The 17,309-nt window shown below is 60.8% G+C and carries 10 protein-coding genes and 1 pseudogene; 7 read left to right on the top strand and 4 right to left on the bottom strand.

Annotated elements, in window-relative coordinates; translation table 11 throughout:
- Nucleotides 1-28: 28 nt before the first annotated feature.
- Both LRP30_RS16135 and LRP30_RS16130 read right to left on the bottom strand, forming a co-directional pair.
- Nucleotides 29-4,207 (bottom strand): hypothetical protein, encoded by a 4,179-nt coding sequence (locus tag LRP30_RS16135; RefSeq protein WP_249761005.1) that lies wholly within the window; start codon nt 4,205-4,207, stop codon nt 29-31.
- Nucleotides 4,204-8,349 carry a hypothetical protein gene (locus LRP30_RS16130; RefSeq protein WP_249761004.1) on the bottom strand — a complete coding sequence of 1,382 codons (4,146 nt, stop codon included), beginning with the start codon at nt 8,347-8,349 and terminating at the stop codon, nt 4,204-4,206. The genes LRP30_RS16135 and LRP30_RS16130 overlap by 4 nt, the downstream gene beginning before the upstream one ends.
- 205 nt (nt 8,350-8,554) lie before the next feature.
- On the opposite strand from LRP30_RS16130, the gene LRP30_RS16125 reads away from it, so the two are divergent.
- The 3 genes from LRP30_RS16125 (at nt 8,555) to LRP30_RS16115 (ending at nt 10,914) form a co-directional block, all read left to right on the top strand.
- The gene (locus tag LRP30_RS16125) at nt 8,555-8,827 is read left to right on the top strand and encodes a hypothetical protein (RefSeq protein ID WP_249761003.1); all 273 of its coding nucleotides are present in this window, start codon (nt 8,555-8,557) and stop codon (nt 8,825-8,827) included.
- Between the two features lie 630 nt (nt 8,828-9,457).
- A complete protein-coding gene (locus LRP30_RS16120) occupies nt 9,458-10,576 on the top strand; it encodes a hypothetical protein (RefSeq protein WP_249761002.1) in 1,119 nt (372 codons plus the stop codon).
- Between the two features lie 2 nt (nt 10,577-10,578).
- Nucleotides 10,579-10,914, top strand: coding sequence for a hypothetical protein (locus LRP30_RS16115; RefSeq protein WP_249762000.1), 336 nt, complete (start codon nt 10,579-10,581; stop codon nt 10,912-10,914).
- Here the strand turns inward: LRP30_RS16115 and LRP30_RS16110 are convergent.
- Nucleotides 10,869-11,030 (bottom strand): annotated as a pseudogene (locus tag LRP30_RS16110) (transporter substrate-binding protein); the annotation flags it as partial. The gene LRP30_RS16115 and the pseudogene LRP30_RS16110 sit on opposite strands and share 46 nt — an antisense overlap.
- 210 nt (nt 11,031-11,240) lie before the next feature.
- Nucleotides 11,241-12,071: an IclR family transcriptional regulator gene (locus tag LRP30_RS16105; protein ID WP_249761001.1), complete on the bottom strand. Its 831-nt coding sequence runs from the start codon at nt 12,069-12,071 to the stop codon at nt 11,241-11,243.
- 113 nt (nt 12,072-12,184) lie between these two features.
- Between LRP30_RS16105 and LRP30_RS16100 the strand changes: the two genes are divergently transcribed.
- From LRP30_RS16100 to LRP30_RS16085, 4 genes are all read left to right on the top strand, one after another.
- Nucleotides 12,185-13,789 carry an ABC transporter substrate-binding protein gene (locus tag LRP30_RS16100; protein ID WP_249761000.1) on the top strand — a complete coding sequence of 535 codons (1,605 nt, stop codon included), beginning with the start codon at nt 12,185-12,187 and terminating at the stop codon, nt 13,787-13,789.
- A gap of 65 nt (nt 13,790-13,854) precedes the next feature.
- Entirely contained in the window at nt 13,855-14,709 is an 855-nt protein-coding gene (locus LRP30_RS16095; RefSeq protein ID WP_249760999.1) for an alpha/beta hydrolase, read from the top strand.
- Nucleotides 14,706-16,337, top strand: a complete 1,632-nt coding sequence (gene ggt, locus LRP30_RS16090) for a gamma-glutamyltransferase (RefSeq protein WP_249760998.1) — start codon at nt 14,706-14,708, stop codon at nt 16,335-16,337. The genes LRP30_RS16095 and ggt overlap by 4 nt, the downstream gene beginning before the upstream one ends.
- On the top strand, nt 16,334-17,308 hold the full coding sequence (locus LRP30_RS16085) for an ABC transporter permease (protein ID WP_249760997.1): 975 nt from the start codon (nt 16,334-16,336) through the stop codon (nt 17,306-17,308). The genes ggt and LRP30_RS16085 overlap by 4 nt, the downstream gene beginning before the upstream one ends.
- The last annotated feature ends 1 nt before the right edge of the window (nt 17,309 follow it).

The raw sequence follows: 17,309 nt of genomic DNA, 5'->3' as shown, positions 1-17,309 counted from the left end.
GACAAATTGATGACTGAAAGCTTTCCGTTCACTTACTTGTACGCTCGCAGGAAAACGCGAGTGCGGACGACCCAAGCGAGGAAGCCTGGAAGATCGCTGCATCATCGGCTGAGCCCGGCCACGGAATACGAGGCCAGATTTCCGTTCCGGCCGGCCCTGTGGTCACGACCGACGAGTCCCCGATCAGAGCAACCCGTTCGGCCGCCAGGGCTGGCGCCGGGTAGGAGTCAAACTGTTGATGCCGTTTTCCCGGCGCGAGCCTCAACGCGACGCATCCCATGCGCTGACTGCTTTCAGGGACAGCACCGCTCAGCAGCGTGGCATCCGGGGCCACCAGAACCGGTCGCGCGGCGTTGACCAAACCACTGCCAATTCCGGGCGAATCGGCCATCTCGACAAGCGCATCGAGAGAGACATCCGGCGTTGCTTCAACCCCCGGCGTCCAGACCTTCAGGTCAAAGGAATGCACTGCTTTGAGAATGGGCGGGGCACCGGACTTGGCCGTCGTAGAAGGCTTGAACACCTCGACGACGACCCGGCTGTTGGCCCCTACATAGACCGATAGCAAATCCGTGCCGTTTAGGCCTGCAAGCGTGTATCCCATGGTCTCGACCGGGCCGCCTGGCGCGCGCAGATTTAGGGCCAGTCCCTTATCGGTACGCTCAATAGTGAGGAAACGGGCGGAATCGACCGGAACGGCGCCGAGAACTTTCGCTTCATCCTTGAAGAACAGATCAATATTTCGCTTGGCGAGGCTCGGTGCTCCTGCCTCCGGACGCACGACTTCGATGAGAGTTGCGGAGTTGAGTGATGCAGTCGCTGCCGGAGACGGCGCCGCCTCTCCCTCTCGACCAATGAGAACTATTCGCTCGGCGTCGAAGCCCCCGGGAGTCCGGCCCGCGGCAAGGAGTTTCCGCGGCATCTCGACTCCAAGCTTCGTGACCACTCCCTTCGGCTGTACTAACTGAACGCCAAGCTGGGTGGTACTAATCTCTTCGAAGCTCACCCACAGACCGTCGCGCCTCTCATTCCTTGCCGTTGGCACATCGATGGAAAGGAACGGCAGATTGACAAGCGCAGGTGCGGTAACGACGCGCTCAGCCGGAGAGAACTCCGTCAAGGTTTGCTCTCGAAAGGACAAGCCGTCGGCAGACGGCAGTTTGATCGCGACGGCCAAGCCTTGGGCTAGCGGAACCGTACTAGCGCCCGTCGGCAAGCTCGCACGCCAGCGACCCAACTGTCGGCCCTGGCTCGAGTAGTTGCTGAGCGTAGTGTCGAGCTCGCGAACAGGGGCCTGGACCGTCACTAGGGGGCCCGCGCCTGCACCCACCCCGATCTCGAGTCCATTGGAGCCGCCGCAAACAGCGTTGGGGACCTCGATCGCAGCGACGGACGCCTCACGCCTCAGAGCTGCAGCCGGATCCTGGACGAGGTTGGGCTCAGGAACCTTGGATGATGCGGTCACAGTCGCAGTCAGGCCGGGCACATTCAGCCCGAGCAGCTTCAGGGGGCAACTCGACGCACCGGCGTCTTCAACCCCGACCACGAAGTAGGGCCAGGGCTTGCTGGACGAGCCAACGATGCGCGCGGTGGCGGCCGCTCCGCCGAGTTCCTTACCCTGCCCGAACACATTCCCGATAAAGCAGCTGTCGACCGGCTCACCCTTGACATTGCAGCTGGTCCACCCCAGACCGGCTTTCACGATCGGTGCCGGCGCGATCACCGCGATACCCGCGGACTGGGGCTTACCCGTCTTTCGCAAAACGAACGGTATGAGGGAAATGCGCTGATCCGCTCCGGCGAAATAATAGCTCGGTAGCCCGATTTGCCATCCGAAGTCGGCGGCAATCGATTGCGGCCTCCCCGTTTGCGTTGCCTTCAGCTTCTTTTCATCACCGCTTTGGGCATCAACTTGATAACGAGAGACGGTGACCACATGGCTACCGTCAGACCCGATCGTGCGGGCGGCAACCACGAATTCGTTGTCGGCATCCCAGCGTAGTGCAACATCGCAAAGCATCGTCGCGGACGGATTTGGGCCACGCTCAACGCACTGCTTCGCTTCGTCGGCCCCACCCCCGGTCCAGGTACCGGCCGGAACGATCTCCTGCAAAATCTCCTTGAAGTCCCCGGTGGTCGCATCCACCGTCGAAATCAGCAGCTTCGTCGCACCCGCATACAGGACGCGCACAAGGTCCCCCTTTACCGAAATCGAAAAAGAGTCGTGCTCCGATCTCGGATGAATGGTCGCGCTACCGCCGACCTTGCAGGCTCCCGTATCAAAGGAGATCGATTGCAACTTCTTCTGAGACGGGCTCTCGGAAATAATCACCAACCATTTGTTATCGCTGCTGGCGGGAAGCGACACTGCGCTGATGGGTGTGCCTGTGATCTGGCAGGGAGCGCCACTGACACCCGTCCGGCGAAGCTTCCCTGGCGCCCCCGCCTCCGGCTTGAATACCACGAGATTGGTGCCGCTACGTCCAAGCAGGCGCTCATCAGGCGCAATCGCAAACTGCATCTGGGTCGCAGAAAGCAGCCTCTGGTCCGCGCCATAGACGTTAACTTCGGCACTCAGGAATGCGCCCTGGTCGGAACTGACGGCGACCACGGCTCCGTTGAGCCGCCTTGGTGTCTCGATCAGAGCACGCGCGAAATTCTCCGTAGCACGGTCGAGATCGCGGTCCCGCCTGGTCCGAAGATACAGGTGCCCGAGATCCGCGATCAATGAGGCATACTGGCTCTTTACGGCCCCCGTTGGATCGTCCGACTTTGCTCCCGCCGGATTATAGTAGGTCTCGAACTTTGCGATCGTCTCGCGAAGCACCGCCACCGCATATGCAATGTCATCGCCCGAAATGCCGACGCGGATTCGTGGCCACACGTTTCCAACGGCCCGGGCTGCCACAGCCAGATCGCCTAGCGCAGCTGTGACGCCCTCCTTCTTGGCCAATGCAAGCTCCAGGTTCTGGCGAGCTTTGGCGTATATTCGCTTTGCTTCTGTCTGCGCCGCGCGAACGTCTCCCGCCTCAAGCTTGAGATCGATCATGATTGAGGAAGCGGAAATATTATCAGAATCGATCTCGAGGGCCTGACCAATGAGCCGCTGATTTTCTTCAGCGGTCGCAAGGGCTCCGAAACTCTTATACTGGGCAACGATCGCATCGGCGATCGTGCGCGCAGCCACGTTGTTGCGCACGACGACGCAATTCGGGCAACCTTCTATCTTTCGGGTAAGCCAATAGTCGATCAGTTCGTTGCGGACATAATCGGCCCGCGCCTGGCTCGCTCGCAATCGCTGATCAACATAGTCAACGCGCTCCCTTGTATCGACCTCCAGAAGCCGCAGCCGCAGGGCGCCCTGACTACAGTGGCCCTCTTCTCCGATCTGATCGCAGCCTGCCGGGGAGAAGCCCACCAGAACCGGATCGTAATGATGCAAAGTCAGACTCTTGATGTTGCCGACCCCCTGAAACAGGACCGGGTTGGTCGAATACCCCGTGCATTCGCCAGGGACCAACTCATTTGGGATGCAGTACTGCGGATTGAGGCTCATATAGGCCCTCGGCATCGCTGCCCAGAGGCTGAAGCGCTTGTCGTGTGCTGCGCTGGACAATTGCCGTTTGGGCGGCAGAATCGCGATCGTGAGAGGTTCCGGGTTGCCGGTGGCTGGAGTTGTCGTTATCGCGCCTGCTCCGGTGCTAGGACGCTTTGGGGGCACTACATGCGCCTTGCCGGGAAATAAACCATCAATCACCGCAAATGCGGACGAGCCGCTCAAAGACGTGCCGCCCTCCGTCACAAGAATCTGCAGTCCTCCGCTCGACTCGGCATCAATAGATGGCCTGACGGCATCCGCCTGGCTCTCTTCTCCGAGCAGGAGAATCGGAAACGACTGCCAGGTTGCGACGGGATTGGGCGTCGCACCTGTGACGTGGTCGGACCCGAACAGGCCGAAGGGACCCTTGCTTTCATCTCGAGCCCATTTGTGGACATTCAGTTGCAGGCCTTCGTTGACAATCTCCAGCTTGATTGTTTCGCCTGCCCTGAAGACGCTCTCATCCTTGCCGAAAAGGCGTTGCTCCTGTTGATCCTTGGGCTGAAGCAACCGCTCAAGAATTTCTCCAGCCGCATTGCAGGTCGACCCTGCAGCGACGACGCCGGTTAGTGCAGCGACGACTGTCAGGCCTCGCGTCCAAGTCGTCATTGAAGTCGCTCTCCCTCAAACGAGACAAGCACGTCCTGTTGCCCCCGCTTTTTGGGCTCGCATCTGCCGTTCTCGACCGCGCCGAATGCCTTTGGCGCCTCCTGCTGGGCAATCGACCAGAGGTCCGGCTGAGCGCTGCCCCGCACCGCTCGGGCCGCCTTGTCCGCGGCCAGCCCCAAAGGCAATGCCGTTCTCGCTCCCCAGTCGGCTGGCCGGAAGTTTTGGAACATCAATCGGTCGGTCCGGTACGTCGACAGCAGACCTTCGTAGTATTCGCGAATATACGCGGCCTCTGTCTTGCACCGCCGCGCGACAGTCACAGCCGAAGGTCGTGCCCTGCTGCTCTGCTCTCTGCCAAGCCTTCCGGTGAGGTTCTTGAGTTCATCCGAACGAAACCGGGTAGCGAGGTTCGACCACGACAAGGGTACGCAGGACGCGGAATCTTCGACCCATAGCCGTCCGTCGCGCTCGCATCGAAGTTCCGCTGGCGTCAGCGCTTCGCTCGACGTCGAACTGCCACTGGCACGCATCTTCTGTTTGGTAGCGATCTCGCCGAGAAAGCCCAACTCCTCCAACGTCACTACCTGTTCGACACGCCGTTCCGGAAGTCCGTTGCGCCGAATGGTCCAGGTGACAAGATATTCGAACGGGTCGAGTGCGGGCGCCTCGCGCGAAAACGCCTCGATGGCCTGGGCCTCGTTGATCGCGTTGTCGCTCCGCATCGCCTGATAGGCAAATCGCAGATATACTGTCTGGTTGGACGCAAAAGTGAAGCTCGTGCCTTCGAGCGTGATCAACCAATCTGATAGCAGTCCATACCCCTCAAATGCGCGCTTGACCGGAAGTTCGTGTTCCGCCCACCGGGCCGAAAGTGCGGCGAGGTCAAACGGAGCGGCACGGTCGAACCCACCTGCCGAACGTGGCAGCAAGTACTCGGACTGTCGGCGCCCACGCCGATCGTAAATGACTGACACGCCCGGATGCCGAAGCGTCAGGCCATGCGCGATGTTCAGCCGTTCGCCAAATGCTCCAAGATCTCCGTCGCTGCCGTAACCAGCCCGGATCGCAACTATCCGCAGATTGTAGTCATTGCCGTTGGCGTACACCTGTGAGAGCGTCGGGCGTATCCCTGCGGCAAAGACTGCCGGCTGGGTTCGGCAGACCGGGCCCGACTTGGTCTTGTTCTTGCAGTCTCTCCATTCCTCAAACCGTCCCCGGTCCTGCGTCGTCATCATCTCCCGAATATCAATCGGTCTCGATTGTCGGACTTCGCTTGTCTCGATCACCCCAACATCACAACCGACCACCTTACAGCTGTCCTCAGCGAGACGGATCAACTGCTCCCAATGGACAAGCGTGAGATCGACGTCGGTTCTTGTTCCTTCATCAGACCGATCGAACCAGGTGAACAGGTGGATGGACGAGTCGGTCGCATATCTCACATTTTGCGGATCGGACTTGATGAGATCGACCAGCGTGCCCGACGGCGATACGTCGAATCCTCCCCATCTTTGAATCGCCAGGTCCAGCAGATCGTACTCTTCGCGCATCCGCTCGGTGACATAGAAGAAGAGAGGCAGCCGGCGCTGGGCCCGCTTGCGTCGTTCAGCCGACGCTTGCGTGATCAGGTCGGCGTTCGCCTGATACAGCCCGAGTTGAAGGTCGCGCACCTCGAGGATCTTTTGCGCCAATTGCGCCTCGACGCCGACGATCTCCTGCGCTGCTTCGGTCTTGTGGACCAGATCCATAAAGCGCGATTCGGCTTCCATGGCCGCCTGAATTTTCTTCCCGGCTTCTTTCATTCGGTCGAGCGCACTGAACGAAGCAAAGAGATTCTGGACCACCGATACTGCTACTCCAGCGCCCGGAAACGCAGCGTTCAACGCCATCGTCGCATAGGCCAGTTCGGGTGATCCACCGTTGACAGTCGGCGAAGTCGGCGCGTCCGCGGGGATGAGTGCTTGTGCTTGTTTGGCCTGAGTTTCGGTGACCTCCTTGGCTGCAGAGACACCGGCTTCAATGTTCGCCAGATCCTGCAAGATGCCATAACGCAGACGCGCTTCCGTCTGCGCCTCTCCCTGGACTTCCTCAGGCTTGAGTTTCGCCAATGCACTGCCATCACCCATCACAAGGTCGAAGAGCGACTTTGCAGCCGGGCTCCCCGCGACCTTCGTGTAGCCGTTGGTCCCGGCCCTGGCGGTCTTTTCGATGAAACCATCGATGGCCCGCAAGGGCAGGATCGAAACCACGCGCTGCCGGGCAGCAGCCCCCACTTTGGTCCACCGACCAAGCAAGGCCTTTGAACGTCCGATGAGTTCCGTTCGCCGCGCATCGACGATACGGTCAATATCACGCAAAAACTCGTCAAGTGCCGGCTTGTTGAACCTGAATTGCAGCGTCTTAGTCTTCCCCGGCTCGCTGTAGGTCAGTGTAACCGCAACCAGACGACGCGCAGTGTCAGCATCTTCGATCGTTGTCTGAACGGTTATCGAGCGTGTTGCGAGCAACGGGTCGATCGCGCGACCGAAGCATGCAGAAAGGACATCGTTCCGTTCCTCGGCAGTGATGTTTCCAAGGCGTTCGGCTCGACGCTCGAGTTCCTTTTGGCAAACCACGCCTAGAAAGTCTTGAAGCTGATCAATCTGGTCCGTTGCGAGCCCGGCTCTTTGGAGGATCGAGCGTGCATCTACCACAAACGTCCTCGACTTGAGCGCCAGAAGGTCCGCCAGCGTGTCCGACAAGAATTGCGCGTTCTCCGACTTCTCCCAGATCGTTGTTACGACAGATCGATAATACGTCTTGATGTCGGCCACATGCGTATCGATCGCGACACCAATGAATTTCTGCAACTCCGCATCGCTATTGCCGATTTGATCGATCAGGTAGTTATTCAGGCGGCTCCGAACAAAGTCACCTTTCTCTCCTTCCTCGGCCGCCTTCTGTAACAAGTTGAAGAACGGTTTCGCGGCGGCAACCCTCTCCCTGAGTTTGGCTTGACGTACCTGGCAATCTGCAGCGTTCTGCTTGCAATATTCTGTCAAGACGACATTTCCGATCTTGGCCAGATTCTCGATGTTCGGGTTGCGGACCGCGTCGATCACTTCGCGCCCCTTTTCGACGTAACCCTTTACCTCGTTGTACTTCTTGACCGTGTCGTCCAACGTCTTCTTGAAGCCCTCCGCCTCTGAGAACGCAGCGGCCAGACTCTCGTTGCTCTTCACCCATTCGCCGACTGCAGATTTGACCTCTGGAATATTTGCAGCCCCCAGCAGCGCCGGCCCGAGGTCGCCCTTGACGGCGCTATCCAGTGTGGCCAGATCAACGCCGCTGAACTGACTGATGCCGTTCAGCACGGCCTGGTTCAGGGCCGACTGCGCCGCCTGAAATTGAGCATGCGCGACATCGAAGTTCTGCTGCTGTATGCGCTGCTCCTGACGCATTCCCTCGATCGACAGCATGTAATTGCGCTGATCTCGGCGGGTCTCCCGACTTTCGATTTCGAGACGCTTCAATTGCGCGTTTCCGCGCTCCGTTTCGACCCGTACGTCGGCCGCGGCGATGTCAGCCGTATTGGCCTGCCGATCGAGATTTTCGGCCTCGTCCGTGCTCGCAAGGACCGCACCGTGGATTCGGCGCATATCCGTCATAAGTGATCTTAGCCGCTTAAGATGAACGACGGGCGATGCGGGATTTCGTAGTCGCGTGAGCCCCCAGAAACCGATCCCGTGCTTCAACAGCAGGCTTCGGTACTTCGCTTCCTCACAAAGCAGAGCCGTCGTATTAGCTTCAACAACGCTCCCGATCGTGGCTGGCAGGTTGCAAGCGTTCTTCTCAACAAGGCCATAGCGAGACACAGCTTCAGCAAGCAGTGCCGGATTGGGATCCTGGTTGCCTGCAGAAATGAATGCTTGGTCAGCTCTCAGCTTCAGAGACGAAAGCCATGCCAGCCGAAGGGCTGCTGCGGAATAGGGCTGATAAGTCTGTCTATACTCCGCCTGCACCTCCTCAACGGCGCGCGGCGTGTCCGGGCTGGGTGGCGTGCTGCCTACATCAGCAGCATGCGCCTTGATAAATCCGTGTGGCCAGAGGCCTGCAATTGCAATGAATACAAAAAAAGGCGCGACAAACTTCGCTTGTCGCACGCGAAACCTGCGACACATCAGTCCCCCCTATGTCCTCGCAGACATCCTACCTGGGGGTCGCTTCGAATTGCAACTCAAAAAGGAGACAATTTCTGCGGCTCGCAACAGTTGAGCACCTCTTTACGGGAGCGGATGTAACGGCAATGATCTGCAGTTGATCGACAGCCGTGTCTCGTAGAAAGGACTTCCAGAACAGGAGCAAGCGATGAAGGCCTTGGTAACCCCGTCCGCGATTGCGCTTGTGCTATTCGGCGCGGCGACAAATGCCCTTGCCGACGACGTCTACATCATCTGCATCGATAACATCTCCAAGAAGTGCGCCGTCCAGAAGAACAAATGCACGCCAGCTCGCTACTATCGCCATCGACAGTATCAGGAGAGCGATCGCCGCAACCTTTGCCGCAAGGCCACCGATCAGACTGACCCCGATCTCAAGACCGTCTGCACCTCTGGCGAAGTCGAGGGCTGCGGGGGTTAGTCCGCCGAAGTTCAACGCTGTGTGTGTCACGATTGGAACCTTCGCCGTGCCCGGTCAGACGGATTGGCGCACGCTGCGGCGCTCCATCAAACGACGCCACAACACCCTCTTCGAAGATTCCATCCGAACACTGTCGACAAACGGGCCTTCGACAGCGGTCCGAGAAAAAGTCTAGAGTTTCAAGTCCACAAGCCGCGAGTCTATGATGCGCTCGGAGGGCGTTCGCATTTGCTGCAATTTCAACAGGTTACGGAGATGAACGGAAGGGTTAGGTGCATTTTCATGCGCAAGGGTGCCTTTCGTGGAGTATCCTTTCAGCGGCTCCCCGGTAGAGACTTCCGGGGCGCGTTTGGCCCATCTTACCGTCCGGAACCACCTCGAGAGCTTGAGCACCTGACCTTTAATCACGGGGTCCTGGGTTCGAGCCCCAGCGCGCTCACCACCTAACCCATTGCTAATAAACAATCCCGAGTTTGAGAGCCTGTCGGGAATTAGGCCTGGGTACAAACTGCTTGCCGCTGGGTACAAACTCCGGTTCTCAAGTCGTTCCCGAAAGCTTGCCGCTTGCCCTGCTGAGTGCAACTGTGGCGCGCTTTCCTCCTGAGTCTCACGCCCTTTTCCAGCAAGATCATGATCGAAATTGATTTGAACGCGCGCGTGTTACCCGAAGAGCATAACGTTTTTGTCGTGCGCCCAGGCAATAGCTATGGGCTGTTTGCAGAGATCACACAGCAAAATGTCCTGCTGTTAGAGCTCCCCGCGCTCGGGCTTGAAAGCGGAACGCGCCCCGACGACGACGACCTCCGGCGGCGCGTAAACCGGTCGCGCGCCCTGCGCGCTTGGTACGGTGGCACGCTCGACGAAAACCTCAAGCCCAACCTCGATCTTGCGACCTATTCGGCCACAGAGGGAGGCCCGAGTACCGCCCAGCTCGCGGCCCTGGTCCGCACTTTCTTTGAGCGGATGAAGCCTGGCGACCTGGTCGTTGTACCGCCAAAATCTTACATGGAGGATGCTTGGATTGGCGAGATTGCCAGTGAGAGCTACGTGGTCGAGCCGGTCAAAGTTGCCCGTCTGTACGGTGACGAAATTTTATCGGGTCGAGCCGTCCGCTGGATCACCCGGATTCCGAAACGGGACCTCCCCTACGAAATCCTCGACGCACTGCAAAAGCCGAGTGCGGCCTTTCTCGTCGAGCGATCTCTACGCAGCAGGTTCTACAAGGTTGCTTATGGCAACTACTCGATCAGTGATTTCTATTCTGCCAAATTCGAGGTCACGGAAGCGGACTTCGACACTGTCGATGACGTCTTGTTGCAGGCCTTCTTCAATTTCGTTGCGGCTAATACCCGGGCTGTCCAGGAGCCCGGTCAGCAGGTTCTAGGGTTCGGGGCTGCCGCTTTCAAAGATTCGGGGGATTTCATCCCCAAGCTGCAGACCAATGTGAACTCGCCGGGTGACATTTCCCTGGTCAGTAAGGTGATTACCCCCCTTGTTGCTTCTGTGCTATTCCTTCTAGCCGTAGACGTCGGACCGTCGGCCAAGGCCGAGGCCGAACAAGGGACCCTAATTTTACGGAACAGTAAGGCTGCTGAGAACGATCCCTGCACCGCAAAGGTCGTTGAAAGTTCGATGCAGATACTTAAATTGCTTAACTTGGATGATTGGCCTGAGGCCTGCCAGCGCGCGCAAGAGGTTGCCAAGAAGACCGGGCTGAAGAGTCCCGCGCGGGTCGAGAAGAGGCAGTGATCATGAAAAAGCTTGTGGAATGGTTGCGAGTCCACCTTCTAGCTGCGCTCACCGCCACTGGGCTGGTGGGCGCTGCTGGCGGCGCTGTCATTAACGACTTCACAAGTTGGCGGAACGCCAACCGCGACTTTCTGAAGGCTCAGACCGAAGCAAGCCTGAAAGCAGATCAAGATCTGATCGATATCCTGCGGAAATTCTCAAACAAAGCGTTGGGTAAAGAAACGACGACGCCTGATGATCTGAAGACCCTCCAGGCGAATATCGCCAAATCCTACTTGGTTGCCTCGGCTCTGTCGATCTCGCGGCCGAGCACGCCACCCCGACGATTAACGTGCTGAATGGCAAGCGCCGTGCCCAGGAAATGCTCCGTCTGCGTCACCGCCATCAGGCCGGTGCGCGAGAACAGCACGCCGATGCGCCAGGGCTCCCCCAGAGGCTTGGACGAATTGTTCATGCGAACGCGATCTCCCGCTTGATCTCACTCAAGTCGAAATCTCACCTGCACGCAAACGGCTCGCGGCACAAGTCGAATTTGGACGCGAGCACCTGAGCAGACCCCGCTCTGAAATACGAACCGTCGCGGCTGCAAATCCCGCGCGAGCCAAGACTCGTTGCGACAACCGCGACGCTGATTCTATCGCGCTGCCATCGGCAAATGCACGTGTCATTGCTGTGAGCTGACGCTGGATTCCGGACTGGATCCACCGATAGCGGAAGTCAGGTCCGCGGCTGCTGACTTGACCAGTCGGATCGCCAACTCCAACTGCTCTGCCTTCATCCGGCCCGCGGGCGCGGCAATATTGATCGCACCGGCAATGATCCCGCCGAGCTTGAAGATCGGGGCGGTGACGGAGACGAGATCCGCGTTGATCTCACCGTGGCTGACGCCGAAGCCCAGCCGCGTGATCCGCTCGAGCGCCGCCTTGAGCTGATCGAGGTCGACGATGGTGTTGTCGGTGATGCGCGTCCGCTTGCGCGCGAGAATTTTGCTCCTCTCGGGTTCTGGCAGGTGCGCCAGGATGACCTTGCTCGACCCCGCATAGAGCGGCCTTCTGCGACCGATGAAGGCCTGCACGCGAAGCTCGCGGGCCGGCTCCCAGCTTGCGACGCACACGGTTTCCTCTCCATCCGGCACCCGCAACTGCGTCGTCTCGTGAACCTGCTCGCCCAGGCGCGCCAGGAAGGGCCGCGCGATCGCGACCAGATCGATCTGACGCGATGCCTTGGCGCCGAGCATCAGGGCGGACGGGCCGAGGCGATAGGTCCGGTTCGGCTCGGCGCAAACGACGAGGCCGCGCTCCTCGAGAGTTTTGAGCTGGCGATAGACGCGCGCTTTGCCCGCCTTCAGGCGACGCGACAGATCGGACAAACCAAGATCCGGCTGATCCGCGATCAGCATCAGAAGGGAGATCGCGGTGTCGAGAGCCTGGATGGTGTAGCTGCCCCCACTCTCTTCTCCTGTCTCGCGCACGCCAGCTTCCTTGCCATCGGTCATTGGACATCTCCGCACTGGTTCGACAGACGAACCGATGTATTCCCAGGGTTGACATCTTCATCGGCCTGCGTCAATGAGAATGCGCCGGACGACGAGAAACGGAGAGAAAAGCCATGCTGGAAGTGGATGTGACCCGCCGCAGGCTTGTGAAATCGGCGATCGGCGCAGCACTTCTGGGACCATGCCTCGAGATTCCGAGTTTGGCGCGAGCCCAGGCGGGAACGCGCTTGCGCGTCGGACTGGCCGCGCCGAACACGACGCTCGATCCGCATCTCCAGAGCAACGCGCCCAACAATGCGGTGGCGACGCACATCTTCGATTCCGTCATGGTCAACGATGAAGCCTCGCACCCGAAGCCAGGCCTTGCCGCGTCCTGGCGCGTGCTCGACGACACGCATTGGGAATTCGCCTTCCAACCCAATGTTCGCTTCTCCGACGGATCGGCATTGACCGTGGAAGACGTGGTGGCGTCGATCGACCGGGCCACGACCATTCCCAGCACGGCCTCATTCCGCACCTACACGCGCTCGATCAAGGCGATTACGGGCGGAGCTGCCAACACATTCGTCGTCGAAACCAAGGCGCCTGATCCGCTTCTGCTCAATTCGCTGAGCCGCATCCGCATCATCAGCGCCAAATACAAGGATGCGCCGAGCTCCGACTTCAACGCCGGCAAGGCCGCGATCGGCACGGGCCCTTATCTCTTCAAAGAATACGTCCCCGGCAGCCACGTGCTGTTGGTCAGAAACGACGCGCATTGGGGGGCGAAGCCGCCCTGGAGCGAGGTCATGCTGCGCATCGTGGCGGACAACGGGGCGCGCATCGCCGGTCTCCTGTCAGGCGACCTCGATCTGATCGAGGATGTCCCGCACGAGAGCCTCGAACGAGTCAAGTCGAACAACGGTCTGCACACGATCAGCGGCATATCGAGCCGCCTCGTCTATTTCGGCATGGACCAGCAGCGCGAGGTCACGCAATTCGCCACAGATGCATCCGGCAAACCGCTCGAGCGCAACCCGTTCAGGGATCACAGGGTCCGTGAGGCGATCGACCTTGCCATCAACCGGCAAGCGATCGTGGAACGGGTGATGGACGGCGCGGCGATGGTCGCGACGCAATATTTGCCGCCCGGCGGCTTCGGCACCTCCCCCAACATCAAGCCGTCCGCCTACGATCCCGCCAAGGCGAAGGCCCTGCTCGCCGAAGCAGGCTACGCCAATGGATTCAGGCTGACGGTCCACGGCCCCAACGACCGTTACGTCAACGATGCCAAGATCGTGCAGGCCGTCGCCCAGATGCTGACGCGGATCGGCATCACCGCCAAGGTCGAAGTGATGCCCTGGGCCGTCTACAGCAACAGGAACAGCAATGCCGAGTTCAGCTTCAGCCTCGGGTCCTGGGGCGTGAACACCGGCGAGACCTCGAACCCCATCGTGGCCCTCAACGCGACCTACAACAAGGACGCCGGCACCGGCGCGAGCAATTTCGGTCGCTATTCCAATCCCAAAGTCGACGAGCTCGTGAAGCAGGCCGCGCACACGATGGACGACGACAAGCGCGCCAAGCTGCTGGCCGAGGTCAGCGAGATCGTGTTTGCCGATCGCGCCATCCTGCCGCTGCATCATGAAGGCCTGACCTGGGCGGCCCGAAAGAACATCCAGTACACGCCGAGGGCCGACCAGTACACGCTCGCCATGGGCGTCACCTCGAGCGGCTGAAGCTGTCCTGACATCCACGGGGCGCGCTCCACGCCCGATGCTATTCCTGCTCCGAAGGCCACGCCATGAACATTTCCGTTTCCGACCCGACCGCCCGCGCCCGCGCGCTCTATGATCTCGGCCCGACTGCGATCTTCGCCGCCAAAGCCGATCCGCGCTTCCACTACTGTCTCTACGTTCCACCGAAGGTCGGCGACGGAGCGAAGGTCGATCTGCTTGTCGCGATACACGGCACCGGCCGAACCTCGTTTCTCGACTTTCGCGACGGCTTTGCCGAGTTCGGACGCTGGAACGATTGCGCCGTGCTGTGCCCGATCTTCCCAGTCGGCGTGCTCGGGGACGGCAACCGCAGCGGCTACAAATACATCGCCGAGGGCGACATCCGCTACGACGAGATCGTCCTGAAGATGGTCGACGAGGTCGCCGGCAAATACGGCCAGGACTGGTCGCGCTTCGCGATGTTCGGCTTCTCCGGCGGCGGGCACTTCACCCATCGCTTCGCGATCCTGCATCCTGGCAAGCTGTGGGCGGCCTCGATCGGCGCGCCGGGGTCGGTGACGCTGCTCGATCCGGCAAAGGATTGGTGGGTCGGAATCCGCGACATCAAGCAGCGCTTCGGTATCGAGTTCGACGCCGCGGCGCTTGCCCGTGTGCCGGTCCAGATGATCGTCGGCGAGGCCGATCTGGAAGCCTGGGAAATCACCCACAAACCGGGCGGGACCTATTGGATGGAGGGCGCCAACGAGGCCGGGCGGACGCGGCCCGAGCGTTTGCAGGCCCTGAAGGCGTCCTTCGAGCACGCCGGAGTCGATGTCCGGCTCGAGCTCGTGCCGGGCGTGTCGCACGACCGGATGAAGGTGCTCGGCCGCGTCAAGGATTTCCTCGCAGGTGTGCTGTGGGCCAGGAGGCCCGCACGATGAAGAACGCCATGATCGTCGCTCCGCAGCCGGAGGCTGCGGAAGCCGGCGCCCAGGTGCTGGAGCGCGGCGGCAATGCCGTCGATGCGGCGATCGCCGCGGCGTTCGTGCAGGGCGTCGTCGATCCCCAGATGTGCGGCATCGGCGGCTTCGGCTCGATGCAGGTCTATATGCCCGCGCGCGGCGCCCACCAGATCGTCGAGTTCTACGGCCGCGCGGCCCTGTCGGCGACGCCGGAGATGTGGCTCGACAAACTCGCGGGCCAGTCGCGCGACGGCTTCGCCTTCCTGCTCGACGGCAACATCAACGAGATCGGTTATCAGGCCGTCTGCACCCCCGGCAGCGTCAAGGGTTACGACTATGCCCTCAAGACCTTCGGCAGTATGGACTGGCGCGACGTGATGGCGCCGGCGATCGCGCAGGCGCAGCGCGGCTTCATGGTCCGCCCGCATGTCGCCTGGTACTGGGGCCTCGACCAGAAGAGCACCGGACAGGTCAACACGATCGACAAGCTGCGTTTCTCGAAGACCGGCCGCGACATCTATTTCCGCCCTGACGGGACGCTGAAGCGACCGGGCGACCATGTCGACAATCCCGATCTTGCCCGAACGCTCGAACGCCTGTCCCGCGACGGGGCGGACCTGTTCTATCGCGGCGAACTCGCCGAAGAGATCGCCGACGACATGGCCCGCAACGGCGGCATGATCTCGCGCGAGGATCTCGCCCGCTACGAGTTCTCGGTGATCGAGCCCTTGTGGGGCTCCTATCGAGGCCACCGCATCGCGACCAGCCCACCGCCCGGCAGCGGCATGTCGATGCTGCAACTCCTCCACATCCTGGAGCACTTCGATCTCGGCGCGCTCGACCATGGCTCGACCGAGCACGTGCGCCTTCTCGCCGAGGCGATGAAGCGCATGACCAACGACAAGGACACCTATATGGGCGATCCCGCCTATGTCGATGTCCCGGTCGAGCGGCTGGTGTCAAAAGCCTATGCCGCCGATCTCGCCGCAGGCATCGCACGCGGCGAACGCGCCAAGGTCACAAGGCTGGATCGATCCTCGCGCGACACCACGCATATCTCGGTCGTCGATGCACACGGCAATGCCGTGGCGCTGACCCATTCGCTCGGCAGCCCGTCCGGCGCCATCGGCTATGGGCTGGGCTTCATGTACAACGGCCTGATGAGCCGGTTCGATCCCCGCCCGGGGCGGGCCGGATCGATCGCGCCGGGCAAGCGCCGGCCGAGCTCGGCGGCGCCGACGATCGTGTTCAGGGACGACAAGCCCTTCATCGTCATCGGCGCACCGGGCGGCAGCTACATCGCCCCGGCCGTCGCGCAGGGCATCATGAACGTCATCGATTTCGACATGTCGATGCTGGAGGCGGTCAGCGCGCCGCGCGTCGTTGCGGTCTCGGATGCCATCGACGTCTCGAACCGCGTCGCGCACCGTGTCACGGACGAGCTGACAAGCATGGGCTACGACGTCAAGCGCTCCTGGCAGAGCTATGCCTTCGCCGCGCTGCACGGAATCATGATCGACGGCGGCCGTTGCCGCGGTGGCGCCGATCCGCAGCGAGATGGCGTCGCGATCTCGGTCAGCGCGACGACTGCGGGAGGACATTCGTGATCGGCTGGCTGTCTCGCCGCCTCCTCCAGGCGCTGTTCGTCGTGCTGGCGATGACACTGATCGTGTTCATCGGCGTCAACGTGATCGGCAATCCCGTCGAGATCCTGGTCCCGCCGGATGCCGACCAGGCCGAGCGGGCGCGCGTGATCGTGCAGCTCGGCTTGGACAAGCCGCTCTGGCAACAATATCTCTCGTTCCTTTCGGGAGCGCTACACGCCGATTTCGGCAAGAGCTTCGTCTTCAGCGAGCCGGCACTTCAGGTCATCCTGCAACGGATGCCGGTGACGCTCGAACTGGCGATCTGCGCAGTGCTGCTCGCGATCGTGATCGGCATTCCGCTCGGCCTTTATGCCGGCCTGAAGCCCGGCTCGATCCTGTCGAAGGCGATCATGGCAGGCTCGATCCTCGGCTTTTCGCTGCCGACCTTCTGGGTCGGGCTGCTGCTGATCATGGTCTTTGCCGTGCAGCTCGGCTGGCTGCCGTCGAGCGGCCGCGGCGCGACGCGCGCGCTGTTCGGCATTCAGTGGTCATTCCTGACGCTGGACGGGCTCGCCCATCTGGTGTTGCCGGCGTTCAATCTGGCGCTGTTCAAGGTGTCGCTGGTGATGCGGCTCGTGCGCGCCGGCGTGCGCGAAGTGCTGCCGCAGGAATATATCAAGTTCGCCCGCGCCAAGGGCCTGAGCGAGCGCCGGGTCATCTTCGTCCACGTGCTCAAGAACATCATGATTCCGGTCGTCACGGTGATCGGGCTGGAATTCGGCTCGACCATTGCATTCTCCGTCGTCACCGAGTCGATCTTCGCATGGCCCGGCATGGGCAAGCTGATCATCGACAGCATCAACATGCTCGATCGCCCCATGATCGTCGCTTATCTGATCCTCATCGTCGCCTTGTTCGTGACCATCAACCTGGTCGTCGATTTCCTCTACACGGTGCTCGACCCGCGCGTCCGGCTTGAGAGCGAGGGCTGAG

Source organism: Bradyrhizobium sp. C-145, from assembly GCF_023375135.1.
Taxonomy (GTDB): Bacteria; Pseudomonadota; Alphaproteobacteria; order Rhizobiales; family Xanthobacteraceae; genus Bradyrhizobium; species Bradyrhizobium zhanjiangense.
Note: the sequence above shows the minus strand (reverse complement) of the source record. Positions and strands in the feature narration are given on the sequence as shown.